This is a genomic window from Ensifer aridi, from assembly GCF_002078505.1.
Taxonomy (GTDB): domain Bacteria; phylum Pseudomonadota; class Alphaproteobacteria; order Rhizobiales; family Rhizobiaceae; genus Sinorhizobium; species Sinorhizobium aridi.
This window is the reverse complement of sequence record NZ_LUAV01000026.1, coordinates 1-24,666: the sequence shown is the minus strand read 5'-3', so window position 1 is coordinate 24,666 and position 24,666 is coordinate 1. Positions and strand designations below refer to the sequence as shown.

General features: G+C 60.4%; 23 protein-coding genes and 6 pseudogenes. 10 read left to right on the top strand and 19 right to left on the bottom strand.

Features of this window, described 5'->3' with window-relative positions; genetic code table 11:
- Nucleotides 1-6: 6 nt before the first annotated feature.
- The 4 genes and pseudogenes from AYK65_RS21700 to AYK65_RS21685 form a co-directional block, all read left to right on the top strand.
- Nucleotides 7-759, top strand: a pseudogene (locus tag AYK65_RS21700) (ImuA family protein); the annotation flags it as partial.
- A pseudogene (locus tag AYK65_RS21695) lies at nt 689-1,515 on the top strand (Y-family DNA polymerase); the annotation flags it as partial. The pseudogenes AYK65_RS21700 and AYK65_RS21695, both read left to right, overlap by 71 nt.
- Nucleotides 1,516-2,059: 544 nt before the next feature.
- Nucleotides 2,060-2,314: a FitA-like ribbon-helix-helix domain-containing protein gene (locus tag AYK65_RS21690; protein ID WP_046119103.1), complete on the top strand. Its 255-nt coding sequence runs from the start codon at nt 2,060-2,062 to the stop codon at nt 2,312-2,314.
- On the top strand, nt 2,311-2,736 hold the full coding sequence (locus tag AYK65_RS21685; protein WP_081160608.1) for a type II toxin-antitoxin system VapC family toxin: 426 nt from the start codon (nt 2,311-2,313) through the stop codon (nt 2,734-2,736). The genes AYK65_RS21690 and AYK65_RS21685 overlap by 4 nt, the downstream gene beginning before the upstream one ends.
- Nucleotides 2,737-3,013: 277 nt before the next feature.
- On the opposite strand, the gene AYK65_RS32565 is transcribed toward AYK65_RS21685, so the two are convergent.
- From AYK65_RS32565 to AYK65_RS21635, 11 genes and pseudogenes are all read right to left on the bottom strand, one after another.
- On the bottom strand, nt 3,014-3,427 hold the full coding sequence (locus AYK65_RS32565) for a hypothetical protein (RefSeq protein WP_172402053.1): 414 nt from the start codon (nt 3,425-3,427) through the stop codon (nt 3,014-3,016).
- A 145-nt stretch (nt 3,428-3,572) separates the two neighbouring features.
- Nucleotides 3,573-3,837: pseudogene (locus AYK65_RS21675) on the bottom strand (DUF475 domain-containing protein); the annotation flags it as partial.
- A 366-nt stretch (nt 3,838-4,203) separates the two neighbouring features.
- On the bottom strand, nt 4,204-4,326 hold the full coding sequence (locus AYK65_RS33530; RefSeq protein ID WP_267886000.1) for a hypothetical protein: 123 nt from the start codon (nt 4,324-4,326) through the stop codon (nt 4,204-4,206).
- Between the two features lie 133 nt (nt 4,327-4,459).
- The gene (locus AYK65_RS21670; protein WP_081160605.1) at nt 4,460-5,107 is read right to left on the bottom strand and encodes a carbonic anhydrase; all 648 of its coding nucleotides are present in this window, start codon (nt 5,105-5,107) and stop codon (nt 4,460-4,462) included.
- Nucleotides 5,108-5,573: 466 nt separating this feature from the next.
- On the bottom strand, nt 5,574-5,876 hold the full coding sequence (locus tag AYK65_RS21665) for a hypothetical protein (RefSeq protein WP_026613128.1): 303 nt from the start codon (nt 5,874-5,876) through the stop codon (nt 5,574-5,576).
- A gap of 44 nt (nt 5,877-5,920) precedes the next feature.
- Nucleotides 5,921-6,904, bottom strand: coding sequence for a TerC family protein (locus AYK65_RS21660; RefSeq protein ID WP_026613127.1), 984 nt, complete (start codon nt 6,902-6,904; stop codon nt 5,921-5,923).
- Nucleotides 6,905-7,179: 275 nt separating this feature from the next.
- Nucleotides 7,180-7,654 (bottom strand): annotated as a pseudogene (locus AYK65_RS33215) (pirin family protein); the annotation flags it as partial.
- A gap of 116 nt (nt 7,655-7,770) precedes the next feature.
- Nucleotides 7,771-8,088, bottom strand: coding sequence for a DUF2076 domain-containing protein (locus AYK65_RS21650; RefSeq protein WP_081160602.1), 318 nt, complete (start codon nt 8,086-8,088; stop codon nt 7,771-7,773).
- 22 nt (nt 8,089-8,110) lie between these two features.
- Nucleotides 8,111-8,824 (bottom strand): Bax inhibitor-1/YccA family protein, encoded by a 714-nt coding sequence (locus AYK65_RS21645; protein ID WP_081160599.1) that lies wholly within the window; start codon nt 8,822-8,824, stop codon nt 8,111-8,113.
- Between the two features lie 27 nt (nt 8,825-8,851).
- Nucleotides 8,852-9,622 carry an anti-sigma factor family protein gene (locus AYK65_RS21640; RefSeq protein WP_034884920.1) on the bottom strand — a complete coding sequence of 257 codons (771 nt, stop codon included), beginning with the start codon at nt 9,620-9,622 and terminating at the stop codon, nt 8,852-8,854.
- On the bottom strand, nt 9,612-10,154 hold the full coding sequence (locus AYK65_RS21635; protein ID WP_081160597.1) for a sigma-70 family RNA polymerase sigma factor: 543 nt from the start codon (nt 10,152-10,154) through the stop codon (nt 9,612-9,614). The genes AYK65_RS21640 and AYK65_RS21635 overlap by 11 nt, the downstream gene beginning before the upstream one ends.
- A 459-nt stretch (nt 10,155-10,613) precedes the next feature.
- Between AYK65_RS21635 and AYK65_RS21630 the strand changes: the two genes are divergently transcribed.
- A complete protein-coding gene (locus AYK65_RS21630) occupies nt 10,614-11,318 on the top strand; it encodes a carbonic anhydrase (protein WP_081160616.1) in 705 nt (234 codons plus the stop codon).
- A gap of 4 nt (nt 11,319-11,322) precedes the next feature.
- Nucleotides 11,323-12,852 carry a SulP family inorganic anion transporter gene (locus AYK65_RS21625; RefSeq protein ID WP_081160594.1) on the top strand — a complete coding sequence of 510 codons (1,530 nt, stop codon included), beginning with the start codon at nt 11,323-11,325 and terminating at the stop codon, nt 12,850-12,852.
- A 574-nt stretch (nt 12,853-13,426) separates the two neighbouring features.
- Here AYK65_RS21625 and AYK65_RS32795 read toward each other — a convergent pair.
- From AYK65_RS32795 to AYK65_RS21615, 3 genes are all read right to left on the bottom strand, one after another.
- On the bottom strand, nt 13,427-13,885 hold the full coding sequence (locus tag AYK65_RS32795) for an Abi family protein (protein ID WP_085032985.1): 459 nt from the start codon (nt 13,883-13,885) through the stop codon (nt 13,427-13,429).
- Nucleotides 13,882-14,037 carry an Abi family protein gene (locus AYK65_RS33525; protein ID WP_275531683.1) on the bottom strand — a complete coding sequence of 52 codons (156 nt, stop codon included), beginning with the start codon at nt 14,035-14,037 and terminating at the stop codon, nt 13,882-13,884. Before AYK65_RS33525 ends, AYK65_RS32795 begins: the two co-directional genes overlap by 4 nt.
- Nucleotides 14,038-14,228: 191 nt before the next feature.
- Nucleotides 14,229-15,179 (bottom strand): LysR family transcriptional regulator, encoded by a 951-nt coding sequence (locus tag AYK65_RS21615; RefSeq protein WP_081160614.1) that lies wholly within the window; start codon nt 15,177-15,179, stop codon nt 14,229-14,231.
- A 130-nt stretch (nt 15,180-15,309) separates the two neighbouring features.
- Here AYK65_RS21615 and AYK65_RS21610 point away from each other — a divergent pair, with 130 nt between their 5' ends.
- Nucleotides 15,310-16,212, top strand: coding sequence for an NmrA/HSCARG family protein (locus AYK65_RS21610; RefSeq protein WP_026613120.1), 903 nt, complete (start codon nt 15,310-15,312; stop codon nt 16,210-16,212).
- A 641-nt stretch (nt 16,213-16,853) separates the two neighbouring features.
- Here the strand turns inward: AYK65_RS21610 and AYK65_RS21605 are convergent.
- From AYK65_RS21605 to AYK65_RS21595, 3 genes and pseudogenes are all read right to left on the bottom strand, one after another.
- Nucleotides 16,854-17,306, bottom strand: coding sequence for a DUF6130 family protein (locus tag AYK65_RS21605; RefSeq protein ID WP_046119308.1), 453 nt, complete (start codon nt 17,304-17,306; stop codon nt 16,854-16,856).
- A 94-nt stretch (nt 17,307-17,400) separates the two neighbouring features.
- Nucleotides 17,401-17,808 carry an organic hydroperoxide resistance protein gene (locus tag AYK65_RS21600; protein ID WP_026613118.1) on the bottom strand — a complete coding sequence of 136 codons (408 nt, stop codon included), beginning with the start codon at nt 17,806-17,808 and terminating at the stop codon, nt 17,401-17,403.
- A 21-nt stretch (nt 17,809-17,829) separates the two neighbouring features.
- Nucleotides 17,830-18,445: pseudogene (locus tag AYK65_RS21595) on the bottom strand (SDR family NAD(P)-dependent oxidoreductase).
- A 1,053-nt stretch (nt 18,446-19,498) separates the two neighbouring features.
- On the opposite strand from AYK65_RS21595, the gene AYK65_RS21585 reads away from it, so the two are divergent.
- The gene (locus AYK65_RS21585; RefSeq protein ID WP_026613116.1) at nt 19,499-19,720 is read left to right on the top strand and encodes a DUF2798 domain-containing protein; all 222 of its coding nucleotides are present in this window, start codon (nt 19,499-19,501) and stop codon (nt 19,718-19,720) included.
- A 66-nt stretch (nt 19,721-19,786) separates the two neighbouring features.
- Nucleotides 19,787-20,691, top strand: a pseudogene (locus tag AYK65_RS21580) (alpha/beta fold hydrolase).
- Here AYK65_RS21580 and AYK65_RS21575 read toward each other — a convergent pair.
- The gene (locus tag AYK65_RS21575) at nt 20,680-21,594 is read right to left on the bottom strand and encodes a LysR family transcriptional regulator (protein WP_046119114.1); all 915 of its coding nucleotides are present in this window, start codon (nt 21,592-21,594) and stop codon (nt 20,680-20,682) included. The pseudogene AYK65_RS21580 and the gene AYK65_RS21575 sit on opposite strands and share 12 nt — an antisense overlap.
- A 267-nt stretch (nt 21,595-21,861) precedes the next feature.
- Between AYK65_RS21575 and AYK65_RS21570 the strand changes: the two genes are divergently transcribed.
- Nucleotides 21,862-22,830 carry a DMT family transporter gene (locus AYK65_RS21570; RefSeq protein ID WP_081160591.1) on the top strand — a complete coding sequence of 323 codons (969 nt, stop codon included), beginning with the start codon at nt 21,862-21,864 and terminating at the stop codon, nt 22,828-22,830.
- Between the two features lie 374 nt (nt 22,831-23,204).
- Here AYK65_RS21570 and AYK65_RS21565 read toward each other — a convergent pair whose 3' ends face one another.
- Nucleotides 23,205-24,431, bottom strand: coding sequence for a bifunctional alpha/beta hydrolase/OsmC family protein (locus tag AYK65_RS21565; RefSeq protein ID WP_046119116.1), 1,227 nt, complete (start codon nt 24,429-24,431; stop codon nt 23,205-23,207).
- Between the last annotated feature and the right edge of the window lie 235 nt (nt 24,432-24,666).

Genomic DNA, 24,666 nt, shown 5'->3' with positions numbered 1-24,666 from the left:
GAGATCATGACCGCAGCCGTCGCCATTTCGAACCGCCGTCCTCGACGAGCTGCGCGAGAAAATTGCCAGCCTGGAAGGGGCGGGCTCACGCCAACGAAGCGTCTTGCCGTTCGGGGTGCAGGAGATCGATGCGCAGCTGCCGGGAGGTGGGCTCGCCTATGGCGCGCTGCACGAAGTGGCAGGCGGCGGAAACGGCGCGGTCGACGGCGCGGCCGCGGCACTCTTCATCGGCGGTATCGCTGCCCGAACCACCGGCAAGGTGGTCTGGTGCCTGACGCGTTTCGATTTGTTCTTTCCGGCGCTCGCCCAGGTCGGGCTTCATCCCGACCGCGTCATCTTCGTCGAGTGCGACAAGGAAGAGACGGTGCTCGCAAGCTTCGAGGCGGCGCTGCGATATGGCGGTCTTGGCGCGGTGGTCGCCGAACTGGTGCGCCTGCCGATGACGGCATCCCGCCGTCTGCAGCTTGCTGCGGAGAAGTCGGGGAGCTTGGGCCTGGTGATCCGCCGCTGGCGCGCCAGACGGAAGCCTCCGACTTCGGCATGCCGACGGCCGCGGCAACCCGTTGGCGGATCTCGGTGCTGCCGTCCGAGCCGCTCCCCGTGCCGGGCGTCGGCAGGGTGCGCTGGCTGGCGGAACTGATGCGGGTCAGAGCAGGGGAGGGAGGCGAGTTCATCATCGGAGCATGTGATGGCCAGGGTCGTATCTGTCTTTCTTCCGACACTGCCAACCGACCGGATCAGGCGCGCCGATCCTTCGCTGGCGGTTGAAACGCCGCTGGTGGTCATCGCCAGGAGCGGATCGAAGCGATGGATCGCCGCGGCCGATTTGGCAGCGACAAAACTCGGCCTTCGTGTCGGCATGCCGGCGGCCAAGGCGCAGGCGCTGGTCCAGGGTCTGGTGATGGTCGATGCCGATCCGGCGTCGGATCTCGCGGCACTGGAACGGCTGACGCTCTGGGCCTTGTCGCAATATTCTCCCGTCGTTGCCATGGATCCTCCCGACGGCATCGTCATGGATACCGAAGGCGCCGATCATCTCCAGGGTGGCGAGGAGGTGATGGTGTCGGGTCTCGTCAATCGCTTTCGAGGCCGAGGTCTCGCAGCACGAGCGGCGATTGCCGACACATGGGGTGCTGCACATGCACTCGCCCGAAGCACCAGTCGCGAGACGGTTATCGTCCCCCGCTGCGAGTTGGCCACGGCCGTGAACCGGCTGCCGCTGTCGTCGCTGCGGCTGCCTGTGGAAATCATAGCAAGCCGTCGCACCCTCGGTTTCGCCACCGTCGGTGACCTCGCCGCCACGCCGCGGGCGCCGCTGACGCTCCGCTTCGGGCCGGAGGTCGGTCGGCGTCTCGACCAGATGTAGGCCGCGTCGCTGAGCCGATCGATCCGATCCGGCCGGCCGATCTCGTCGAAGTGCACAGGTCTTTTGCCGAACCAATCGGGGCACCGGAGACCATCGAGAAATACGTCACCCGCCTCGTGCGGCAGCTCGAGAAACGCGGGCTTGGCGTAGGCGGAGAGCCAGGTCCGCCTTGACGCCGAAGGCGTGGTGGATGATATGTTCGGCCGGATCTCCCTATCGACACGCACAAGATCAAAAGCCGGAGTTTTCCGTGATATTGGGACAGACCACCGGGATGCGCTTCGAATCTACTTAACCCTTGACCTCTTTATGGGGACAGGGTCTGCGGTTCGAATACCCTCAACAGCAAGATCGTGTAATGGTGGGGTCGGCGGTTCGGATCCCTTCAGGACGAGGGATTTCAGTCGGCTTCCGCTATAGCGCCTTCGTCTCGAACGGGTGGATGGACTAAGCCGCTCGCGCGGCAATGGCGCTTCTGGAATGTATCAACAGGAACCGCGCAGGCAGGCGCTGTCTACTGCCAGGCTATCATGGCAGGGGCACGACCTCACTCCTTCTGATTGGCGCATCCCTGCGTTGTTTGAACAACTGCCCCCTTTACGGAAATCGCCAGAGGCAGCCGCTCAAACAATTGCAATCTGACTGCACATCGCCTATATTGCAGTCATTGAAAGCGAATACGAGGGTTTGACTATGGCCATCCTGACAGTACGGAATGTGCCCGATGAGGTGCATCGCGCTTTGCGCGTGCGGGCGGCGATGCACGGCCGCAGCACCGAGGCGGAAGTCCGCGACATTCTGGAAAGTGTGGTAAGGCCGGAGCAGCGGGTTCGCATGGGGGATGCCTTGGCTGGGGTCGGCCGGCGGCTGGGACTGACCAATGATGATTTCGCAGTGTTTGAGGAGGTCCGTGACAAGTCGCCGGCAGAGCCAATGAGGTTTGAATGATCGTCTTGGATACGAATGTCGTCTCCGAGGCGATGAAACCAGCCCCCCATCCGACCGTGCACTCCTGGCTGAACGAGCAGGTCGCTGAGACCCTGTATCTGTCCAGTGTGACGTTGGCCGAACTGCTGTTTGGCATCGGTGCTTTGCCGGATGGCCGGCGCAAGAAAGCTCTGACAGAAACGGTTGACGGCGTGCTCGAACTGTTTGGCGATCGCGTGTTGCCGTTCGACATCGGAGCTGCTCGGCATTTTGCCGACTTAGCCGTGAAGGCCCGAGCGGCCGGCAAGGGGTTCCCGACGCCCGACGGATATATTGCCGCCATTGCCGCCTCCAAAGGATTTATCATAGCGACGCGTGATATAAGCCCCTTTGAAGCGGCAGGACTTACCGTCGTGAATCCTTGGAATCACCAAGGAATCTAAGCCTCCATTCACTGGTCTCTGGTTCGTACAGGCTCAAGGCGAGTGATGCACAGTCCACTTCCCGGAAGCGGCGGTCGCATCGGCTGGTCATCGATCATCTAGAACGGGTGGAAAGCTCTCGTTGGCGCACGCCAGCGCGTGCTCGCTCATGGCGGGCGCTCCTTTTTCTGGTGCTGGCGTCGAGCGAACTGTTATGGCCCGAAGCCAAATATGGCAATACCTGCACGGCAGAGCGCGCACCTCGTTGCGCCAAATTCCAGTCTTTCGCCCAATCTGCTCATTCGAGTAACAGCAGAAACTGGTCGGCATGGCGGTAGCTCTCGAAGAACGGAGTGAGCTCGTTCCTCCTGCCCCGCCGGGTGCGAGTCATCACGCGAAAGGCCCGTAGCGATGACAACCGAGTTCCGCACCATGAGAGGGAAAGCTGAGCAAAGCGGTGAAGCCCAAAAATGTACGGAAACTGTATGTCTGTCTCAGCGTTGAGCGGGATACAACGTTGGGGGCGTGCAAAGGTGGAAGTGGTCACCATACCGTTGGTGGCGAAGAGGCCTTTTTGCTTATGGTTTTTGACGAGGGGCTGACGGAGGCGGGGTTCAATGTCCTGGCAGAAACAAGCGGCAAGGAGGCGATAAATCGCCTGAAAGCTGCCGACCCCCCAGTTCTCGGGATAATTACCGACGTTCGCCTCCATGAGCCGCCGAGCGGCTGGGAGATCGCACGCATTGCCAGGGAGATCGATCCCGAGATGCCGGTCGTCTACATCAGTGGCGATAGCGCTCCCGATTGGGCGTCAAAGGGTGTTTCTAACAGGGGCGATCGGTCCTCATCTCAGCGTCCAAGCCACGAAGACCTACAAAGGTGCCCCAGGTCAGGAAGCGCTGCCGCCAGACCGGCGTCATGTTCTTGAGCTTGTTGGCGTTTACGATGCCGTATTTCGAGAACCGCGAGGACCGCGCAGATGAAGAAGAGAGGCAGCATTCCGCTGACCGTGCCGGTCGACTGCCAACCGACCCAAGCGCCGAGCACGAGGCCGATGGCCGTGAAGAGGACGGCCCAGTTGAAATAACCGATCGCGGTCGTTTGCAAACGAGAGTGCGTCACGGGCGAGTTTCCCTCCGAGCGAGTTGGACTCGTCAGCGAACGGAGATTCTCTGCAACGAAGAACACGCACGGTCAAACAGGCACGTGCGTCTGGCATCAGCTGAGTATTCATGGCAGCTATTCCGGCGGCTTGGTTGCTGGCGGTACCGACATCACGAGAGCGCCGAAAGACTCTCGCCAGAGGGGCCCGGCACCAATGTTCATCCGCAATCCGATGTCCGAGAGCAGGGCGCCTTGTTAATTAGAGACGCCCGCTCGGCGTCAAGACGCCGTTCACAGATGCAGCGCGGCTACGACATCACGGTTCCAAGAACGGCTCTGTCGGTTTGATTTCCGCTGGCAACAAGGTGCGATGCAAGGTGTCATTCACGGTTCTGGTGAGATCGGGGCGTCGAGTTGGAAGTTGGTGACCTCGTGCTCGATGAGGGGGAATGCGTCGTCGAAGCCGCGCGAAGCGATCGAGAAGCCTGCCAGATCGCCGGCGACCACGTGCTGTGAGATCGCCTCGGCCTCCCCCGCGACAGGCCGGTTTTTTCGCCGCGAGTTGGTCGAGGCCGGCGAAGCTCTTCATCCGTTTCATCTGATCACTTCCCCAGAGAGCGCGGTGCGAAGTGATCGCGCTTCACACACCCGGTCGGGCAAAATCGCCGGTCTTCTCGTCCATCACCCAGAGCTCGCCGGTCAAGATGTCGAACCAGGCGCCATGGAGCTGCAGCTTCCCCTTCGTCTCGAGGATCTGCACGCAAGGGAACGCGCGCAGATTGGCAATCGAGTTGCGGATCGACACGCGCTCGAGCGCGCGCTGGCGCTCCGCCTGGGTCATGAGTTCGTTGCTCTGGACTTGCTCGGCGGCGGGCTTCAGCAGGTTCATCCAGCGGCCGATGAAATCGCCGGGGGAGAGGGGTTCGGCGTCCGGATCGAGCGCGGCCTTGATGCCGCCGCAGCGTCCGTGGCCCAGGACGACGATGTCGCTGACGCGCAAGGACTGCACCGCGAATTCGAGGGCCGCCGAGGTCGAATGATAGTGCCCGTCCGGCTCGTAGGGCGGCATGAGATTGGCGACGTTGCGGACGACGAAGAGTTCGCCCGGGCCGGCATCGAAGATCGTTTCGGGTGCGGCACGCGAATCGCAACAGGCAATGACCATTGTCTTCGGTTTCTGTCCGCTCTCGGCAAGGGTCTTGTAGCGTTGCTGCTGTTCGACAAAGCGACCGCTCATGAAGTTGCGGTAGCCGGTCAGAAGATGTTCCGGAAAGGCCTGTACGCCCATGGGTAATCCCGCACCACGCTCATCCATGCTGCATCGCTCCTATCATTCATTCCTTAAGTCCTGCTCGACTTGAGAATAAAACATCAGCGATTCAAAGTACCAAAGCGACCTTCTCGCGTCTGGACGCGTGCGGCGCCGTAGGACCGTAAACCGTCGGAGTGTTACAGCGATCTTGCTTCCTCCGAAAGGGCGAAGGGCGTTTGTGAGCCATATCTTTTACGTCCGCCGCTGTTTGTCGCGCGCGTGGCTCGCATGCATGAAGCGGCGCATGCGGCGGCAGAGATAGGAGGTGGTGAAAGCGATGCCGGTATACCCAGTGCCTCCAAGGCCTCGCCGATGGAGAGGCCACCTTCACCCGGGCCAATTCCAGCATCTCCATGAGCCGCGCGGAGGCGACCCCGCGCGGCGGTTTTATTTTCAGTACCGACCGGTCATTTCACCCGATCCAATTCACCCCGACGAGCCGTTACGCGTCCTCGTCGGCTCCGCTCAGAACGCTCACCAGGGCCGCGCATTGCGGGTCTCTACTATCGAGGAGCTCCGCCGGCGCGGTGCGGCCGATCGCTACGTTGACGACCGTGGCCGCCGCCCAGCCGTAGTCGCCGGCGGCGCGCTCGATCAGTTGCGGCCCCTGGGAGGTCAGGCAGGCCTGGGATTGCCGAACGATCTCCACGGGAAGCCTCGCACGCTCGACTTGCTCCTGAACCTGGGCTTGCAGCGGATCGACGACGAGAAGGGCAAAAATCCAGCCGATGAAATCCGAGATCATATCTGTTTCCTTCTAGTTAACGACGTCTCTGCGAGCAGAGCCCATCATGCAAGCTGCTGCTGATCCCGCGTCCTCATGAGGCTCCAGACCACGCCGGCAGCGATGATCGCGAAGGTGACGCCGAGCGAGAGCGCGGCCGGGAACTTCTCAAGGCCCATCAGATCGGCGACGAAAATTTTCGAACCGATAAAGATCAGGACAATGGCGAGCGCCGGTTTCAGGTACCGGAAGCGATGGATCATTGCCGCGAGCGCGAAATAGAGGGCGCGAAGGCCAAGAATGGCGAAGATGTTTGAGGTGTAGACGATGAACGGATCGGTGGTGATCGCGAAAATGGCGGGGACCGAATCCACGGCGAAGATGACGTCGGCCACCTCGACCATCACCAGCGCCATGAAGAGCGGCGTGATGAACCAGCTCATCTTGCCGGTTCTGGGGTGTGCCTTCTTCACGAAAAACCGCTCGCCGTGATGCTCGTCGGTGACGTTGAAGCGGCTGCGCATGAAGCGGACGAGCACGTTTTTCGAAACGTCGGGCTCAGCCTCCTTGACGATCAGCATCTTGATGCCGGTGACGATCAGGAACGCGGCGAAGATATAAAGAACCCAGGCGAATTCCGCGACCAGCGTCGCGCCGACGCCGATCATAATGGCGCGCAATACGATCACGCCGAGAATGCCCCAGAAGAGTACCCGGTGCTGATAGATGCGCGGCACGGCGAAGAAGGAGAAGATCAGAGCGATGACGAAGACGTTGTCGAGCGCCAGCGTCTTTTCCACGACGAAGCCGGTCAGATAGGCAAGACCGGCCCCGGAGCCGACATACCACCACACCCAGCCACCGAAGGCGAGGCCGAGCGCGACATAGAGAGCGGAAAGCTTGACGCTCTCGCGGACGCCGATTTCCTTGTTCTGTTTATGGAGAATACCGAGGTCGAACGACAGGATGGCGATGACGAGGACGAAAAAGCTCACCCACATCCAGAGCGGCGTTCCCAACCACTCGACGAACAAAAAAGAGAAGTCCATCAACTATCCCCTATCGGCACTGCTTGTCGGAAAAAGGTCCGACATCGCAAGAGTGCCGAGGCTCTCGCCAGAGGGGCCCGGACCAACGGGTTGCCGCATAGATTGTAACTTTGTCCCCGGGCGTCAAGGGGGGCCCGGACCTATTTGGCCGGTCTTATTAGGTCCGCTGACACATCGGGCGACTCACGATAAACAGAATGGACCATGCGGCGTGTCCCAATCAGGAAGATCGCTGCTTCCAAATGCGCAGTTGTCTCCATTTGCTCAGCACGCGGTAGGTCGACGGTATCACAAACGTGGAAGGGGGTGTCGCCTCGTTCCGGTCCGACCAGGTGCCGCCAGGTGTTCGGCCTGCGCGGTGGAATCGGTCCGTGCTGGAATCCTGGGATCGAGATCCGATGCACGCGGCCGCACGAAGATCTCGGGCATGCGCAGAGGCGAATCGGATGACAACGTCTCTTCAGAAACTGCGTCCGGCATTCATTACTGTCAGATGCTTGCTACAGTAGGCCGTCGCTTTGTCGTTGTGGCGCACGACGCCGTCGGGCACCCACGAAATGATCTCGTCGTTCCGGTGCTCACGCATCGCGGTGGGCCGTACGGGATCGATTCCACGGTCATGGCAAGCAGACCATGACCGTGATCGGTTCGGTGTCAGCCATCCGGGCATATTGACGCGAACGACAATCCTCCCATGCCGCGCACAATAAACGTTGCGTTGCTCACGAGATGACCCGCCTCTGGGGACATGAGAGAGAGCCTGTCGCGAATTAGGTCAACGATGGCCAAGTGTCATGCCCCATCGCGTGAATCCGGGGGGCTGTTCAGACACCACGGGGGCGAATGCCCGCGTGGTGTCTGGATGCTCAAAGCTCGGAGTCGCCGAAGTCGCCGCTGTCACCGCCATCGTTCTCTTGGTCACGAGGCTCTGACGTTTCGACGGCGTTGGCCTCGGACCCGCCCAACATGCCGGCGATCGCATTGCCCAACAGCACGCCACCGGCAACACCCATGGCCGTCTGCGCAGCACCGGCAAGAAAGCCACTGCCGCGCGCACCCTGGCCGAGAGCGCCGGACTGCCTGTTCCATGGCCCGGCTTCGCCGTCACGTGGCGCGGCCTGGCGCTGGACGTCGTCGAGCTTGCCGAAGAGGTCCTCGATTGCTTGGCGGTCGTTGTAATCCATACCGTTCTCCTTTGATGCCGTACTATTCCCGCTCGCCCGTGAAATTCAGCAAGAGCTGAAAGATGTTGACGAAGTTGAGGTAGAGCGACAGCGCTCCGAAGACGGCGAGCTTCTGCTGCGACGCCTGATCGAAATGGTCCGCATACTGTTCTTTGATGTTTTGCGTGTCCCAGGCCGTCAGGCCGACGAACACGACGATGCCGATGACCGAGATCGCAAACTGCAAGGCGCTCGAGCCGAGGAAAATGTTGACGATCGAGGCGATGATGACGCCGATAAGGCCCATCATCAGGAACGAGCCGAACTTCGAGAGATCGCGCTTTGTCACGTATCCGTAGAGGCTGGTAGCGCCAAACATTGTTGCCGCGATGAAGAAGGTTCGAGCAATGCTTGTTCCGGTAAAGACGAGGAAGACCGAGGCGAGCGAGAGGCCCATGACGGCGCAGAAGGCCCAGAAGGCCATTTGTGCAGCGCCGGCCGACATGGTCTGAATGCGGAAGGAGAAGAAGAACACGAAGGCGAGCGGCGCCAACATCACCACCCACTTGAGCGGGGTAGAGAAGATTGGCACGTAGAGGGCCGGCGTCGTTCCGACTATAAAGGCGATCAGGCCGGTGACGACGAGACCGCTTCCCATGTAGTTGTAAACGCGCAGCATGTGCTGCCGCAGCGCCTCGTCAAAGAGTCCGGCGCTCCGGGCCGTGCCGAATCCATATCGTTGTTGAACGGGTTGCATGTCTACCTCCTCGGGTTGGGCTAGGGGTTAATGAAGGCTGCGCGCGAGGCGCCGTGCGGTGGCGGTCAATTCGTCGGCGGATGCTGTGTCCGCGACAAGCGCATAGGCGACATCGCCGATTTGCCAGTAAACCGCCTGGACATCGTTCGCGTGTGTTGGCAGTGGCTGCTGCACAGTGAAGAAGCCAGGCCTGAGCGCGAAGAGTGACAGGCGCTCGCCAGCTCGCGGTTCGACTGCCAATTCCACGCTTGGCCCGTAGGCAGACGGGAAAATCTGCGTATCCACCACCTTCCACGCGTGCGGGAGAGGCGGCAGGACAATGGCCGTTGCCGATCTGATGTCATCGGGGTCGTAGTCGCTCACCTCCGGTTGGGAGGCCATTTTCTCGCGTAACAGCGATGTCTTGTGAGCCCGAATGGCCTCTTCCAGGAAAGCCGGGGGCTGGACCGATGCCACGACTTCCTTGGCGCCGAACGGGCCGAAGTACGCGTGTCCTGCCCATCCAGCGGCGACGAAAACCAGGATCGCGGCGACACGTTGGAGTGCACCGTAAACGCGTCGCCATGCCAAGGATCGTTGCAGCCTCCCTGCGGCTTCTCGCGTCTTTGGATCTGACGGGCAGCGGCGATCCGCCAGTGCAAGACGCAACTCGTCCCTGATGCGGAGATCCGCCATCACCTGAGCGGCAGCTTGCGGATGCTGCGAAAGATAGGCTTCGACTTCGATACGCCGCGTCACATCCAGTTGATCGTCGACATAGGCGTGGAGATCGGACTCCAGTACGGGATCATTGGTCATTGCCAGTACCTCCGATAAGCTTGAGGTGGCGCGACATACCCTTTGGCTCCCCGTCCTCTAACGATCGCAACCTGGTACGGGCGCGCGAGATGCGCGACATCAGCGTTCCGATGGGAATGCCAAGCGCCTCGGCAGCTTCCTGATATGAAAGTTCCTCTATAACCACGAGATGAAGCGCTTCGCGCTGTTCGTCGGGCAGTTGGAAGAACGCTTCGCGGATTTGCTTCACCCGAACCGACTGGTCCTGAACTGCGGGCAGCCATTGCTCCGCCACTTCCGCGGCCGCCATGTGCCGGCGCTGATCCGAACCACGAACACGGAGCCGATCGATGTGCGTGTTGTGCATGATCGACAACAGCCATGCGCGGATGTTTCCATCTGTTCTGAAAGAAGCCTGCCGTTCATAGGCTTTCACCAGCGCATCATGAACAAGATCCTCAGCGTCATCCGGATCACGCGTCAAGGAGCGTGCATAACGTCTGAGAGTTGCGAGTTGGCCGACGATATTGAAGCGGTGTGGCTTGGGCATCATGCAGCAGTATACGAGAGCTAGGGCGGGCTTATTCCCCTACGGCTTACTTTTTTCTACGGGTGTCATTCCGACTGCATGACCGCTACGCGCTCAATCGGTCCCGCCCCGGGTCGGGCGCCAGGGATCCTTTATTCCGGCAAGCCGGCCTTGCGCAGTGACAGCCGCCCGACATCCATCGCGACAAACTCGCGTATCGTCCAGCCCGCAGACGGCCATCGCCGGAAGGTGTGACTTCGATGCGCGGCAATCGTCAGGTATCCGCATAGCCATCTGGTCAGCCATTCTCGGCGGTCAGGATCTCAGCACCCCTCACGTGTTGTTGATTGGCGTCGTGCAGCAGCAGGTTGCACTGCACCCATTTTGCTGTTCTTTTCGCAGCTGCGAACAGATCGCTTCTGCAACCCGCCGGACGAGAGGCATCCTCCCAGTCCGCCGTCCGGCCAGAAAGAGGATCCGAACATGGGTGATCTCCTGAAAGGTATCTCCAGTTTTCGCGGCGCGGTGTTTCCAGGCCATTCCGAACTCTACCGCAAGCTGGCGCGGGAAGGTCAGCAGCCACAAGCCTTGATGATATCCTGCGCCGACAGCCGGGTGCTGCCGGAAACCATCACGCAAGCTGGACCTGGCGAGCTCTTCGTCTGCCGTAATGCCGGCAATATCGTTCCGCCCTTCTCGACCCTCAATGGCGGCGTCTCGTCCGCGATCGAATATGCCATCCTGGCGCTCGGCGTCAGCGACATCGTCGTCTGCGGCCACTCGGATTGCGGCGCGATGAAGGGCCTGTGCCATCCCGAAATGCTGGGGCCGATGCCCAATGTCGCGGCCTGGCTGCGCCACAGTCACGCCGCCTATTCGATCGTCTGTCAAGCCTATCCGAAGGATCTTTCCGAAAGTGACCGGGTGCGCGCCGTGGCGATGGAAAACGTTATCGTTCAGCTCGACCACCTGAAAACGCATCCTTCCGTGGCCGCAAAACTCGCAACGAGCGAGATCACGCTTCATGGCTGGTTTTTCGATATTGAGACCGGCGAAGTCCAGGTCTACGACGGGGCGACCTCGACCTTCAGGGTGCCAGAGGAGGGAGAGCCGCTGCCGTTCGCGGTCACCGGCCGCGATCGCCCGCATGTCATGCCGCAATTTGCAGCGCCCCTTGCCGCGGAGTAGCGCCATGACAGCAAACACCTCAGCCTTTTCGCGCGACCTCGCCTCGTCTCTGGTCGTCTTCCTCGTCGCCATTCCGCTGTGCCTCGGTATCGCAATCGCCTCCGGCGTACCGGCTTCCATGGGCCTGATCTCGGGAATCGTTGGCGGCATCGCCGTCGGCCTCCTGTCGGGCTCGCCGCTGCAGGTCTCCGGGCCCGCCGCCGGACTGGCCGTCATCGTGTTCGGCTTTGTCGAAGACTATGGCGTTGCCATGCTCGCTCCGGTCTTGATCGCCGTCGGTTTCCTGCAGGTCGCCGCGGGCTTTCTGCGGGTAGGCTCCTGGTTCCGGGCGATTTCGCCCGCCGTCGTTCACGGCATGCTCGCCGGCATCGGCATCCTGATCATTCTCGGGCAGATCCACGTGCTGATGGATGCCAAGCCGGCGGCCGGCGGTCTCGAGAACGTCGCGGCGATCGACGAGAGCCTCGGCCGTCTTTGGGGGAGTGGCTTGACCAGTGCAGCCACTGCGCTGAAGGTCGGCCTCATTGCTCTTCTTGCAATGGTGTGCTGGGAGAAATGCCGCCCGAAGTCCCTTGCGCTGATACCGGGGGCGCTGGTCGGTGTCGCAGCGGCGACGATACTCGCCTCCGTGCTGCAACTGCCGATCGCACGGGTAGAGGTGCCTGCCTCGCTCGTCGAGAGTATCACGCTGCCGACGATGGAAAACTTCACCCGGATGCTTGAGCCCGGCATCATTCTCATGGCTGTGATGATTGCCGTCATCGCAAGTGCCGAAACGCTTCTCTCGGCTGCCGCCGTCGATCGGATGCACGACGGAGTGCGTACGAAATTCAACAAGGAACTGTTCGCTCAGGGGGTCGGCAACGGGCTCTGCGGCTTGCTTGGCGGATTGCCCATCACCGGCGTCATCGTCCGTTCTTCGGCGAACATCCAGGCTGGGGCGCGCACGCGGGCCTCCGCCGTCCTGCACGGCCTGTGGATATTGGGCCTGGTGGCGCTGGCGCCGGCCCTGTTGACCTTGGTCCCGCTGTCGGCTCTCGCCGCGGTCTTGCTCGTCACGGGATGGCGGTTGATCAGCCTGCGGCATGTCCGCCACCTTTTTGAGCATCACGGATTGGTCCCGGTCGGCATCTGGGCCGTCACTGTCGCAATGGTCGTTCTGCAGGACCTGCTGGTCGGTGTTGCGCTGGGCCTGGCGCTATCGATCATTGAAATCGTCCCCTATATTCGCCGAAAACTCGCGATCAGGCACGCCGAGATAGACGAGGAAATCCATGTCCAACTCGGCGGCGCGGTCACCTGCAGGGACGTCCCCATACTGCTCAACACGCTCGAGCGACTGCCGGAGGGCCGCAAGGTTATGCTTGTCGGCGAGGACCTCCATTACATGGATCACACCAGCGCAGAAACCATTAGCGAATGGCTGCGGCGCGAGGCGAAATCCGGCCGAGCCATCGAAGTTCATCCGCCGCGGGCGGCACGCCATCCCCGCCTGAAACCACTGTTTCAGCGTTTTTCGGCCGAGGTGGCCTGATCGAGTTAGGGAGGGCGAACGACTTGCCCTCCCTCTCTCAGGAAAGGCCACAGTTATGCCGGATTCATTCACGGCAGCGGCGCTCACCTTCAGCTTCATCTGGACCGAGCGCCGTCGCACATTGTCGCGAACGGCCGCCCGGGTGTGGGCTTTCCTTACTCCACGCACACTCCGAGCCAAACTGGTAAATCACTTGCATTAGGTCAACATTGCCTACGGACGCGGCGCGGTGCAGGCAGTGTCCGCGCGAAATTGCTGAGTGGCTTCCCTTGTCGCCGGTGCGGCTCCAGCGACGTCACGGCTTGGTGGGCATACCAGAGCAGCCATGATGGGCGGCCCCGCAGGTTCGATTCCTTTCAAGGCATGTAACTCGCGCAGCGCAAAGCCGAACCAATTGGGAATTGTCTGGCTGGCGCCCCCAGCCTGTCTCATTGCTAAATTGTGGGCGGCTTCCATGCCGACAGGTTTCTCCAGTTGGGAGGAAAGCCCATTGCAGTTTCTTCAGCGAGTGGGCAAGAATCCATCAGCTCTATGAGTGACTGCCGCCACTGTGTCCCAGGCGCGACGATCCCCATCATATAGCCGACGACCGCCAGTGTGTTGTAAGCTTCCTGGCGGACGCGGAGTTCATCGCCAGCCTCAACGATGCCGGGGAGTTCGGCACAATCATCGTTACAGTAAACTGCTTGTTCCAAAGACGACCATGGTGGGCGCAGATATTGCGGACATATGTGAGGTGGTGCGCAACGGAGACCAGAACTTTCTCGTCGAGCCCATAGGGTTTAGCTATCGCCTGGCGCTCGGCGCGAAGCTTTGGGTTTCCCAACCACTTTGAAAGTTGTCCGAGCGACATGACTTCAGCAGTCATCCAGATCGGTGGGTGTTCGGGATCGTCGTGTTTTGTCCGATAGTGAACGATGAAAGTATCTTTAGAGCGCTCGATTTCCTCGATCAGGCTGGCAAAGGCCTTGGCATAGTAGTCGGCACGATCATAATGCCGAGGGTCAAGGTAGCCGTGAGGCCCGTATTTCATGGCAAGGTGTGCCCAGTTTCCCGCAGCGAGACTTCGATGCGTTCGATCGCATCCATGACGTGCAGTCGAAGCCGCCTATCAAAGGCATACAGCGCCAGCACGTCATCGAAGGACGTGCCATCTTTGAACTTGTGCTCTCCATCAGCTGGCACCGCTTCCTCAAAAGGAAGCCAGTAGGCGCGCAGGCGATAGTAGCTTATGTGTTGAAGGCAATGGGCGGCGTGTGCCGACTGGCTCTATCCTTGCGGCGAACACCGGCGATCTCGAGGAAGGTGTTGCGGTGTTCATCAAGCGCCCGGCCAATTTCACGGCCAGTGGTAGTACCTCGCGTCCCCACGGCCGCTTAAACCGGTTTGTCGCTACTCGCAAAGGTGGGCCCCCGTGAAGGACGGGGATTTTCTGCTAGCTCACGTTGAGCCCAGTCGGCAACGGCGTCGATAAACGCACGCACGGCTGAAGGCAAGAAGGCGCGCTCTGGATAAACCAAAGCGATCTGTAGCTCGGTACCAACAAAATCGGACAGAACGTGCACAAGTGCGCCGGCTTCTAAGTGCTGCGCGACCAAGCTGCGGGGGAGCAGGGCTATGCCGAGGCCGCGCAGGGCTGCGTCACAAAGAAGGTCAATATCGTTGGCGAAGAAGACGCCGTCGACATGCAATTTCCCTCCGCCGATGGTTGGCCAATAGGTCTCAGGCAGCTCCCCTCGAGCGTATCCAAGAAGGCAGCGGTGGTTACGCAGATCGCGCTGTACCAGCGGCTCGCCATGATCGCTGATGTAGTTGGGCGAAGCCACCGCTATCATCGGATCGCGAAAAAGCGTCCGGGCGACCAAACCCGGTTGGATCTGACTGCTGGCCCGAAGGGCAAGGTCAAAACCGCCGCTGAGGATGTCTACGACCTGGCTAGAAGTTTGAACATGCAGCCGTAGTTCGCTGTGGCACGCGACGAAGTCACACAGCATGGCGTTGAAGCTCGCGCTCATCATTGGCGGCACGGAGACGCGCAGGTCACCTCTGAGAGTGTCATCGCTTTTTCGAACGCTTCGCTCGGCAAGCTGCACCGCCTCCAGCGCGATGCGGGCCTGCCGGTAGAACACCTCCCCCGCATCGGTGAGGACAAGACTGCGCGTTGTGCGACGCAGAAGCCGTGTTCCAAGCCGTTCCTCCAGACGCGCGAGGCGACGGCTGATGGTCGCGCGAGGTACACGCAGTTCGGCGGCAGCGCGCGAAAGGGACTTTGTGTCGACCGTCTTTGTAAAGGCTACGAGTTCCGAGGTCTCCACGGGTTCGTTCATCTGGATCATATCCTGGCAAATGATACCACTTCTTGCGTCATTGTTGCAGATTTCAATCCATAACAAAATGGCTCTCACGGTCACGAACACCGCAGAATGCGCGTGTGCACCTGAACAAAAAGGGTAAGAGATGGCATCGAACGAACAGAAGATTATCGCCGTGTTTGGCGCAACAGGGCATCAGGGTGGCGGCGTCGTTCGCGCTTTAGAAGAAAAGGGCCAGTTCAGGGTTCGTGCCCTGACGCGCTCACCCGACCAATATCAAGGTCCTGCCGATGAGGTAATCGCCGCAGACCTCGAGAGACCAGAGACACTGACAGCGGCGCTACAAGGCGCGCACGGCGTTTTCCTGGTGACCAACTACTGGCAGGAGGGCACCGACGAACTAAAGCAGGCAAGCGCAGCGATCGATGCTGCGAAGGCTGCCGGCGTGGATCACCTGATCTGGTCCACCCTTCCCAACGTCGAGGCCATCAGCGGCGGCACGATAAATCTTCCCCAGTTTACGGGAAAGGCCAAGATCGATCCGCTGGTCAAAGCTGCCGGATTCTCCAATCATACCTTTGTGGTTCCCCCTGCCTATTACCAAAACTTCTCGGGCCCGTTCGGCCCGCAAAAGCAGCTCGATGGCGGCTATGGTTGGGTTCTACCGATCGACCCCACTGTTCGCTGTTTCCACATGGGCGACATCAACGAACTCGGCGACATCGTTGCCGGCGCATTCGCCAGTCCAGAGGAAACCGGCAATGGCCAATATTTGCCACTGGTCGGAGATTTTCTGAGTTTTGATGAGCTTGTCGCCACCCTGAACAAGCAGGGCTACAACCTCTCGTTCACTAGGGTGCCGCTCGAGGTTTATTCGGGATTCTTCCCCGGCGCTGCCGCCTTGGCCGAGACACTGTCCTACTACGAGAACTACACCTACTTGGGACCGCGTTCTTTCGACAATGAGATTGCTCTGGCCAATAAAGTGGCAGGCAAGAGGCCGACGACCTTTGCGGCTTGGGCGAGGGACAATTTCCAGCTCCGATAAGCTCTGCAGGTCTGATTGCGGGAGCGAATGCAAATCCGACTATGTGCAAGGCGAGATCCCCAGGGATCCCGTCTTTGCTCGCAGGACAAACTTCGGACGCTCGAACGGGAGTACCCTCCGGCAGCAATCATCCCAGCAAGCTGTTTGGGAGAGAGTTGCCGATGGGTATCAGCCGACCGATAGATACCGTTGTTGCATGATAGGGAAATGGCCGCTTTAGGGACAATTTTGGTCCAGTCCGAACGAGCACAAAGGGGTCGAAACAAGTCATCGGCCTAGTGTCCGCTACGTCCGCATAGCGGCCACCACGACTCCGCCCTTGAGACTCTGCGTTGGATCGAAGAGAGCCGGTCTTCACGAGCCTGTGCATGGCTTGTCGCGAGGATGTTCGCGTTCTGTGCTAGAAGACGCATAATGTATCGAATGGAATGCGCTCTTGCTGAACGCGGAAGTGCGCGCAGACTTCCCCCATTCTGCCGGCCATCTTGCAAAGGATCCACGGGATGGCCGGTATTGTTGCAGAGATCGACGGTTCAGATCTCTTGTCCATCTTCGACAAAAGACTCGAGCGCTGCGCGCTCGCCAATTGAGCCCACCGCCCAAGCCGGAAAGTGCAACTGGCCATCATAGCAACAAGGCTTCTAATGGTGTGAGCGGTCGACCGTGGGTACAGTGAATTTCACAACCTTTCCGCCTAGCACTTCGTGTTCTGGCGTGGCGATTTCGATGAGCGCTTTGTGTTCGCCTGGCGGCAGTCCAGTCAGGACGATCGCGCCAGTGCCGCCTGCATCGGCCCACCGCCACGGCAAGTCATCGATGCTCACATGGAGGTGCCCAGCTCGCGGCGAGACATCGGTCGCGCTAGCGCCGAAGATGGGCAGGATGCGGAAGTTCTCGGCTCGATAGGGAATGATGGCCACGCCTCTGGTAATCAGCGGTCCCGGAAGGGGCTGATCCACGAAGAGTTTGGGTGCAGGCTCGTTCTTGATCGGCAGGAACTGTGTGGCTGCATGTTGCGGCGTTTGAGCGTGGATGTGCGTGCCCGCGGCGAGCACGAAACCTGCCGTTGCGAGGGCTCTTGCGATCATGGTCATGACAAAAATCCCCATGGTAGTCGCGCCGGGCATGACCGACTTACCTCGGGACGCCGGCGCGGTGTTGGGTTGGAGGGCCTTGATCGGACAACGATCAAACGACGTTGAGCTCGACTGCGATGTTGCCGCGGGTGGCCTTGGAATACGGGCAGAGCTGGTGAGCGAGCTCGACCAAAGACTTGGCGAGGTCCACCTCGATGCCCGGCAGCTTCGCAATCAGCCGTGCCTGCAGCACATAGCCATCGTCATGCAAGACCAGGTCGATCTCGGCATTTGTCGCAGCCTCGGCGGGCACGCAGAGCTGGCGCTCGGCAGCCGCCCTTCCGATTGCGCCGAGGAAACAGGCGGACCAGCCCGCCGCGAAGAGCTGTTCGGGATTGGTGCCCAGGCCCGAAGAGCCCGGCGGCGACAGTTTGATATCGAGACGCCCGTCGGAACTGCGAGACGCGCCGTCGCGGCCGCCCGTGGTGTTGGTGTTGCCAGTGTAGATGACTTTCGACATTGAGATGTACCTTGTTGACTTTCAGCCGGCGAGATAGCGGGCTGCTGGCTTGTTGGTAGACAGATTTCCGGCCATGGCCTGGCGGGCGGCTTCGTAGACGTCCCACTGCGTGACATCGTGCAGGCTGGGCATGGTGACGAATTCCTTCCGGGAAAGCCCCAGGAGCGCCGCATCGACCAGGGCATCGGCCGGCATGACGATTTCCTCGGGAAAGTGGTCGACGGGCAGACCGGCGGCGTCCCAGAAGTCGGTGGCAGTAGCTCCTGGAAGGACGACCTGAACGTGGACATTGCTACCCTCGAGCTCCTGCCGGAGGCTTTGGCTGAAGGCGAGGACGAACGCCTTGCTGCCGCCATAGACGCCGTTCAGCCTTTCGGGCGTGATCGCCGCGATCGATGCGATATTGACGATCGTTCCCCGCCCGCGTTCTACGAAGCCGGGGACCAATGTCGGCAGTGATGGTCTCGATGGTGCGGCCTGTCTGCTCCCGGATCGAACGCGCGATCCGCTCCAACCGCTCGGCGTTTCGTGCGACGAGCACCAGGTCATAGCCCTGCCGGGCAAGGCGATCGGCATAGAGGGCGCCGATACCGCTCGAGGCCCCGGTAATGACGACCGTTCCCAATGTCTCAGGCATGGCATTCCCTTTCGGGTTTGATGGACGCCGCCCCGACCCAATGCGATTGTGGGCTGCGATGACGGGAATATGAGCTTGGGAAAAGTTGCCGGGTAGCGGGCGAAAACGAGAGTGAGCCTCTCGTTTTCGATCAGCCAGGCTGCAGGTGGCGAGTAGCGGGATCGCTGTTGAGGATGCCGAAAAGCAGTGTGTCGCGGGCGTTTTCGTATCGCGTCCAGTCCCCATCTCGGCGAGCGAAAGGATGGTGATTTGGCTCGGGACGATCGAACCCGACCATCGCGGCGTCGAGGAACTCCCGCGGCGACATCATGCCAGGCAGAGGTTCGGGCGGACAATCCCGTGGCCCTATCGGTCGGTGTGGCAGCAGCGATGACGAGTTGGACATAGACGTTGCCACGACGAAGGCTCTGGTGGCCACAGGCACCTGCGGAAAACTCGGGAGCCAGACCAGCCGCCGATGCAACATTCACGACCGTGCCCGCACGGCGCTGAGCTAGCCTTCGGGCTGCAGCGGCCGCCACTCGTGTGCAGGCCATAATGTTGTATCAAGCAGCCGATCGAGACTCGACATGCGTCCATCAGCGAGCAGCCCGTCCGTCGGCAGCTCCAGATTGGTGATAAGGAGATCGAGCTCAGCGAGCTCGGCCTCGACATCTTTTCAGATCACCTTCCCGTTTCAGATCGGCGACGCGCACCCCGATCACAGCACCGTTTCGCTTCGAGGGAAGCGCGCGAGTCCGCCGGGGCGTTCGGCACGCTATGAGAGCAGCACGAGATCATACCCGCGGCGTACCAGGCGATCGGCCTAGACCAGTCCAATCGCACAGGACGCATCAGTGGTGAGAGCGTTGGGGCGCGGTCGCGACATGACGCGTGTCCTTTCGCGATCGATCTAACGGGTTCCTCGCCCTTGAGAACTCACCGGATTCAAGAGGCTGCCTCTCAGGTTTGCCCGCTACCGCTGGTGCCGGCGTCGCGCGACCTTCGAAGACACAATCCGGGATCGTAACCGCTGAGGCGATCCCCATTTCACCTCGAACCGGGGAGACCAACATGGACACGCATTTCAAACGCAAGATCGCCTTCGCCTTGTCGATGGGTATCGTAACGACAGGGTTGATCTCTTTCACATTGCTCGCGCTCAATCTGGGCTTCTCGAGGGGGTTCTTCCTGACATGGCTCCGCTCGTGGAGCATCGCCTATCTCATCGTCATCCCCGCCATCCTGCTGGTCGGCCCGCGCCTCCAGGCGCAGATCGACCGGGTTGTCCGTTGAAGCGACCAAGCTGGAGCTACTGACATGACAATGGCCACCTTTCGACGGCTGTTTGCCGCCGCAGCAATGTTTTTCTCTTTCGCGATCGTGACACATGCCGAGGTCAGCGAGCATCAACCGAGGGCGAATATCAGCTTCATTCAGATCGACAACGACATCACACTGAGAAGGTCGGTCGTCCATAGTCTCGACCCGAAGGGGACCGTCCTCTTCCTGCATGGCTTCCCGGAAACGATGTATGCCTGGGAGGAAGTATCCCTGGCTCTCGCCGACGAGGTCCACGCTTTCGATTGGCCCGGTTTCGGGTTCTCGTCGCGGCCGACGACCGACCGCTTTTCTTATGCGCCGATGGATTATGCACGTGTCCTTGACGGCTACATCGAGAAGGCTCACATCGACCGGTCCAAGCTTACGATCTATGCCACGGACATCGGAGCCCTGCCGGCGCTGCTGCTGAGCTTGGAGAAGCCCGACATTGCACGAATCGTTATCGTCGGCGACTTCGCGCCCTTCGAGCGGCCGCGTTACATGTATGAGAGCCTGCAGAAGCTCAAGGATAGGCGGTCAGCGGCTCAGGCAAGGGAACAGCTCCACAAGAACCGCGCGGACATTCTCGAGAACGCCTTCAGGAGAGGCCCGGCAAAGGAGGTGCAGTTCGAGCTCTCCGTCCGGTTCAGGAGCGACATGGCGCGTGGCTGGTCCTATGGCGCGCTGACGACAGCCGACGCCTTTGCGAGCTATTACACGCATTTCACCAGGGACCAGCAGTATTTCGAAGCCAATCTGGACAAGCTAAGGACCCCTGTAAAGGTGGTATGGGGGAGAAGGATCTCTATATCAGGAAGGAAATGGGGGTAGAACTCGCCGAACGGCTCGGGGCCGAAGTTTCAGTTCTCCCTGACACTGGCCATTACCCGCATCTCCAGAAGTTGGAGAGGACGGTCGAGGAGGTGCGCGCTTCATTCCGGTGACGGCGCATCGCAATAATTGCTGCAAGCCGCGCGAAGCCGGGGGATCGTCCAATCGATGAAGGCACGCACTTTGAGAGCGAGTAGCCCCTGACGCGAGTAGACAATGTGGATCGGCTTGGGCCTACCGCCGTAGTCCCTCAAGATTTGCACGAGCGTGCCCGAGGACACTTCCTCCGGAACCTGGTAGTCGAAGAGGCGGGCGATCCCGGCTCCATTTCGCGCGGCTGCGACGCAACTGGCCGCCGTGTTGACCTCGATCCGGCTGCGTGGCATCGCCTCGACAGACTTCCCGTCGACCTCGAAACTCCAGAAGAATGACCGGTTGTGGAACATGATTCCGTCATGAGTGGTGAGCTCGGTGGGATGTTGGGGAACGCCATGCCGTTCCAGATAGGCCGGGCTTGCGCAGGTCAACAGGCGGAACTCGCCGGCCTTGACGGCGTAAAGCGAACTGTCGGCCAACTCGCCAAGTCGGATGGCGACGTCGACCTGCTCGTTGGCGAGATGAACAGAACGGTCGAGGGACAGGAGGTTCAAAGTCACCTCCGGATGCTCGTTCATGAAGTCGAGTGCGATCGGCAGAACGTACCGGTGGCCAAACTCGATAGGCATCGTGATGGTGAGCAGTCCCCGTGGCGTTTGATATTCGCCTGAGGCCCGGCGCTCGACCTCCTCCAGATCGGCGATGATCTTGCGTGCCGCATCGACATAGTCGCGACCGGCGTCGGTAAGCTGCAGGTTGCGGCTTGTTCGGATGATGAGGTTCGCGCCGAGATATCGCTCCAGATCGGCGACCTTGCGGCTGACGCTCGGCAACGGTGCATTCAGCTTCCGGCTGCCTGCCGACAAGCTCCCGGCGTCAACCACCGCAAGCAGAACCCGCATTGCATCAAGCCGATCCATAACGTCCCTACGATTGGAAGCCTCGATGTTGAGGATATGAGAAATCAGTTCTGCTGAATAGGCGCAGCCGTCTGGTGAATCGTATCCGGATCAGTGGTCCTATGGGCGCGTATCGAGAGGATGGTTCTCTTTTTCGCTGAGTACCGCCACAGGCTCGCGACCGGTAATTTTTCTCATTCGATCAAGGGTCTCGCTTGATTGCTAACCAAAGCCGTCAGCGTCACCGCAATCAAATTTCCCGTGACGCAACCTGAAAGGGATGCCCCCATGAACAGGGTCTTTTATGTTGGCGTGTCAGCCGCTCTCTTTGCGGCCTTTGCCTTTTCGCTCAACTTCGTTGTGCCCTTCATCATCGGTGACTATTCCACCTTTGATTTTGCGCTGGTCCGGCACGTCGTTTCTTCGCTCGTCGGGCTTTACATCATGGTTTCCGAGAAGGGCGTCATGCGCCACCTCACGCTTCGAAACTGCCTGCAAGCCATCTGGCTCGCCTTCGTCGGATATGTCGGCTACTTCCTGACGGTGACGGGAGCGGCCATCTTTGCCGGCCCAGTCATCGCTCCCGCCTTTCTGGGTCTCGTCCCGATCGTATTGATGGTGATCGGTAATCAGCGTCAGGGATCAATACCATGGCGATTCCTTATGATGCCTTTGGCGCTGGTGCTGGTCGGCCTCGTTCTTGTCAATGGCACCGCATTCACGGCCGACGGATTGAACTCCGTCCAATCGGTGTGGATTGGCGTGCCGCTATCGCTCGCTGCCGTGGGACTTTGGATCTGGTTCGCCCTTGCCAATCAGGCTGCACTCGCCTCCCGACCAGAAATGCCCTCCGGCGTGTGGTCAGCGCTGATACTGGTCGGAGGCGGCGTCTTGATGCTGGCGTTTTATCCCGTCGGTGCCGCGATGGACCTCTTCCGGCTTCCAACGTTGGGATTCGGCTGGAGTGCCGCCGGCAGCCTATATGCTTGGGGTGTGTCGCTCGCGCTGCTGGCAACCGTAGGCGGGGTCTGGGCCTGGAACATTGCCTCACGGAGCCTGCCGGTTGCCTTGGCCGCGCAATTGATTGTCTCGGAAACTGCCTTCGGTGTCATCGGAGGATTGGTCGTACATGCCCGCTGGCCAACCCCGATCGAAGTGGCTGGGGTGGTTGTGCTGATCGCCGGCGTTGTTCTATCAGTGCGGATTTTCTACGATCGCCAATTCGCGCCGGAACGACATTGCTTGGCGCACGAGTGACCTGCTGCGCGCAGGATCAATGACAGGCACTGGCATCGGAGATGAAGTCGCCCGAATCGCCGCGAAGCTGCCACCAGGAGCGACAAATGCAAGGTCGACAGTTCGACCCATTCAGGCGAGGGGTAGGAGTCGACATCCCGGACAGGGCAGCATCTTGCCGGCTTCCGATCGTCTCAGTCGGGTCGTGAGCGGAAGCGGTGGGCAACTAGCTGAGTGACAGCAATGCGCGCCAGAAGCCGACTCTTCGAAAGAGCGGAACGGAAGAAATTCCAAACAGGAGCCGCTTTTTTGCTTCATCGTCGTCGAGACGCGCAAGACATGCTCGGCCCAAGAGATCATCGAAGTTGGTGCTATCGTCCTGTCACTTGGGCACCTTACTTCACAACCGTTCTTATCTTCGCCACTGCCTCGAGCGTGCGATGGACCGGGCACTTGCCGGCGATTTCGACGATCTTCTCGCGGAGCTCCTCCGAGACCTCGCCTTCGATGGAAATGACGCGTTCGAAACGGTCGATTCTGCCGCTGCCGCCACGTTCCGTCTCGGTGCACTCCTCGCAATCCTTGGCATGGATCTTGGTATGCGAGACGTCGACGCCGATGCGTCCGAGCTTTAGCTGCTTGTGGCCGGCATAGAGGCGCAGCGTCATCGAGGTGCAGGCGCCAAGTGCGATGGCCAGGAAGTCGTAGGGCGATGGTCCGGAATCGAGTCCGCCTACGCTTTCGGGTTCATCGGCAAACAGCCGATGCCCGCCAGCCTGAACCGAATTTTGAAACTTGCCTTCACCCGTTTCCTTCACGCGGACATGTTCGATCGGACCCGCGCCTTGCGGCGTGTCGGCGGCAAGATAGCGTGTCAGCCATTCCGAAATGATCCGTCCGGCAAAGGCCGCGTCCTCAGGGTCGGTGAGCAGGTGGTCGGCCTTGTCCAGCGAGATGAAGCTTTTCGGATGCCTCGCCGCGACGAAGATTTCGGTGGCGTTCTCGATCCCGACCGTATGGTCCAGCGGCGCGTGAAGGACGAGGAGCGGCTTTTTCAGCTTCCCAACAGCATCCTTGATGCGATGCGCACGCGTGTCCTCGACAAATTGCTTTCTGATAAGGAACGTGCGCCCGGCGAGATCGACGTCGGCCTCACCGTTCTTCTCAATCTCCTCGAGGCTCGCTCCGAAGTTCTTCAACACGTGGCCGACATCAGCCGGCGCGCCGATGGTGGTTACGGCGCGCACTTCCGGAATGTCCCCGGCAACGGCGAGGACCGCTGCGCCGCCAAGCGAGTGGCCGATCAGCAACGCTGGTGCCTGATAATGGTGGCGTAAATAGTCGGCGGCTGAAAGAAGGTCGGCAACGTTGGAGGAGAAATTCGTCGAAGCGAATTCGCCTTCGCTCGATCCCAGCCCCGTGAAATCAAAACGCAGGACAGCGATGCCTTCACGCGCAAGCTCCGCGGAAATCCGGCGCGCCGCCGCCAGATCCTTGGAACAGGTGAAGCAATGGGCAAAAAGCGCGTAGGCGCGCAATGGCCCATTTGGCAGATCAAGCCGGGCGCTAAGCGTCGCGCCGGAATGACCGGGAAATTGGAGCCGTAGCGTATTGAATGCCATGGTGACGACCCTCCGCTGCAGATAATTATTCTACATCTGCAACGGCTGCTGCCTAGGCGGAAGTCGTCAAGCTCAAGTTGCTGGTCAGCGAAGCTCGCGCAGCGCAGCCTGGCAGGGGTGTCGAAACTGCCCGAGTGCTTTTCCGAGGAGCCCCGCGTATCCGCAAGGCTCCTCGGAGTCGCTCGAAGATCACGAAAATCTCAGGCCGTTTACTCGGCCGCCTTCCGCCGGGGCA

Excerpts from the sequence above, each read along its gene's own strand:
- AYK65_RS21670 (WP_081160605.1), bottom strand. The coding sequence starts at position 5,107 with ATGGGCGTACAGGCCTTTCCGGAACATCTTCTGACCGGCTACCGCAAC.
- AYK65_RS21690 (WP_046119103.1), top strand. The coding sequence starts at position 2,060 with ATGGCCATCCTGACAGTACGGAATGTGCCCGATGAGGTGCATCGCGCT.
- AYK65_RS21570 (WP_081160591.1), top strand. The coding sequence starts at position 21,862 with ATGAACAGGGTCTTTTATGTTGGCGTGTCAGCCGCTCTCTTTGCGGCC.
- AYK65_RS21645 (WP_081160599.1), bottom strand. The coding sequence starts at position 8,824 with ATGCAACCCGTTCAACAACGATATGGATTCGGCACGGCCCGGAGCGCC.
- AYK65_RS21630 (WP_081160616.1), top strand. The coding sequence starts at position 10,614 with ATGGGTGATCTCCTGAAAGGTATCTCCAGTTTTCGCGGCGCGGTGTTT.
- AYK65_RS21685 (WP_081160608.1), top strand. The coding sequence starts at position 2,311 with ATGATCGTCTTGGATACGAATGTCGTCTCCGAGGCGATGAAACCAGCC.
- AYK65_RS32795 (WP_085032985.1), bottom strand. The coding sequence starts at position 13,885 with ATGAAATACGGGCCTCACGGCTACCTTGACCCTCGGCATTATGATCGT.
- AYK65_RS32565 (WP_172402053.1), bottom strand. The coding sequence starts at position 3,427 with ATGGAGGCGAACGTCGGTAATTATCCCGAGAACTGGGGGGTCGGCAGC.
- AYK65_RS21605 (WP_046119308.1), bottom strand. The coding sequence starts at position 17,306 with ATGACCATGATCGCAAGAGCCCTCGCAACGGCAGGTTTCGTGCTCGCC.
- AYK65_RS21565 (WP_046119116.1), bottom strand. The coding sequence starts at position 24,431 with ATGGCATTCAATACGCTACGGCTCCAATTTCCCGGTCATTCCGGCGCG.
- AYK65_RS21625 (WP_081160594.1), top strand. The coding sequence starts at position 11,323 with ATGACAGCAAACACCTCAGCCTTTTCGCGCGACCTCGCCTCGTCTCTG.
- AYK65_RS21665 (WP_026613128.1), bottom strand. The coding sequence starts at position 5,876 with ATGATCTCGGATTTCATCGGCTGGATTTTTGCCCTTCTCGTCGTCGAT.
- AYK65_RS21585 (WP_026613116.1), top strand. The coding sequence starts at position 19,499 with ATGGACACGCATTTCAAACGCAAGATCGCCTTCGCCTTGTCGATGGGT.
- AYK65_RS21635 (WP_081160597.1), bottom strand. The coding sequence starts at position 10,154 with ATGATGCCCAAGCCACACCGCTTCAATATCGTCGGCCAACTCGCAACT.
- AYK65_RS21575 (WP_046119114.1), bottom strand. The coding sequence starts at position 21,594 with ATGGATCGGCTTGATGCAATGCGGGTTCTGCTTGCGGTGGTTGACGCC.
- AYK65_RS21660 (WP_026613127.1), bottom strand. The coding sequence starts at position 6,904 with ATGGACTTCTCTTTTTTGTTCGTCGAGTGGTTGGGAACGCCGCTCTGG.
- AYK65_RS21600 (WP_026613118.1), bottom strand. The coding sequence starts at position 17,808 with ATGTCGAAAGTCATCTACACTGGCAACACCAACACCACGGGCGGCCGC.
- AYK65_RS21640 (WP_034884920.1), bottom strand. The coding sequence starts at position 9,622 with ATGACCAATGATCCCGTACTGGAGTCCGATCTCCACGCCTATGTCGAC.
- AYK65_RS21615 (WP_081160614.1), bottom strand. The coding sequence starts at position 15,179 with ATGAACGAACCCGTGGAGACCTCGGAACTCGTAGCCTTTACAAAGACG.
- AYK65_RS21610 (WP_026613120.1), top strand. The coding sequence starts at position 15,310 with ATGGCATCGAACGAACAGAAGATTATCGCCGTGTTTGGCGCAACAGGG.
- AYK65_RS21650 (WP_081160602.1), bottom strand. The coding sequence starts at position 8,088 with ATGGATTACAACGACCGCCAAGCAATCGAGGACCTCTTCGGCAAGCTC.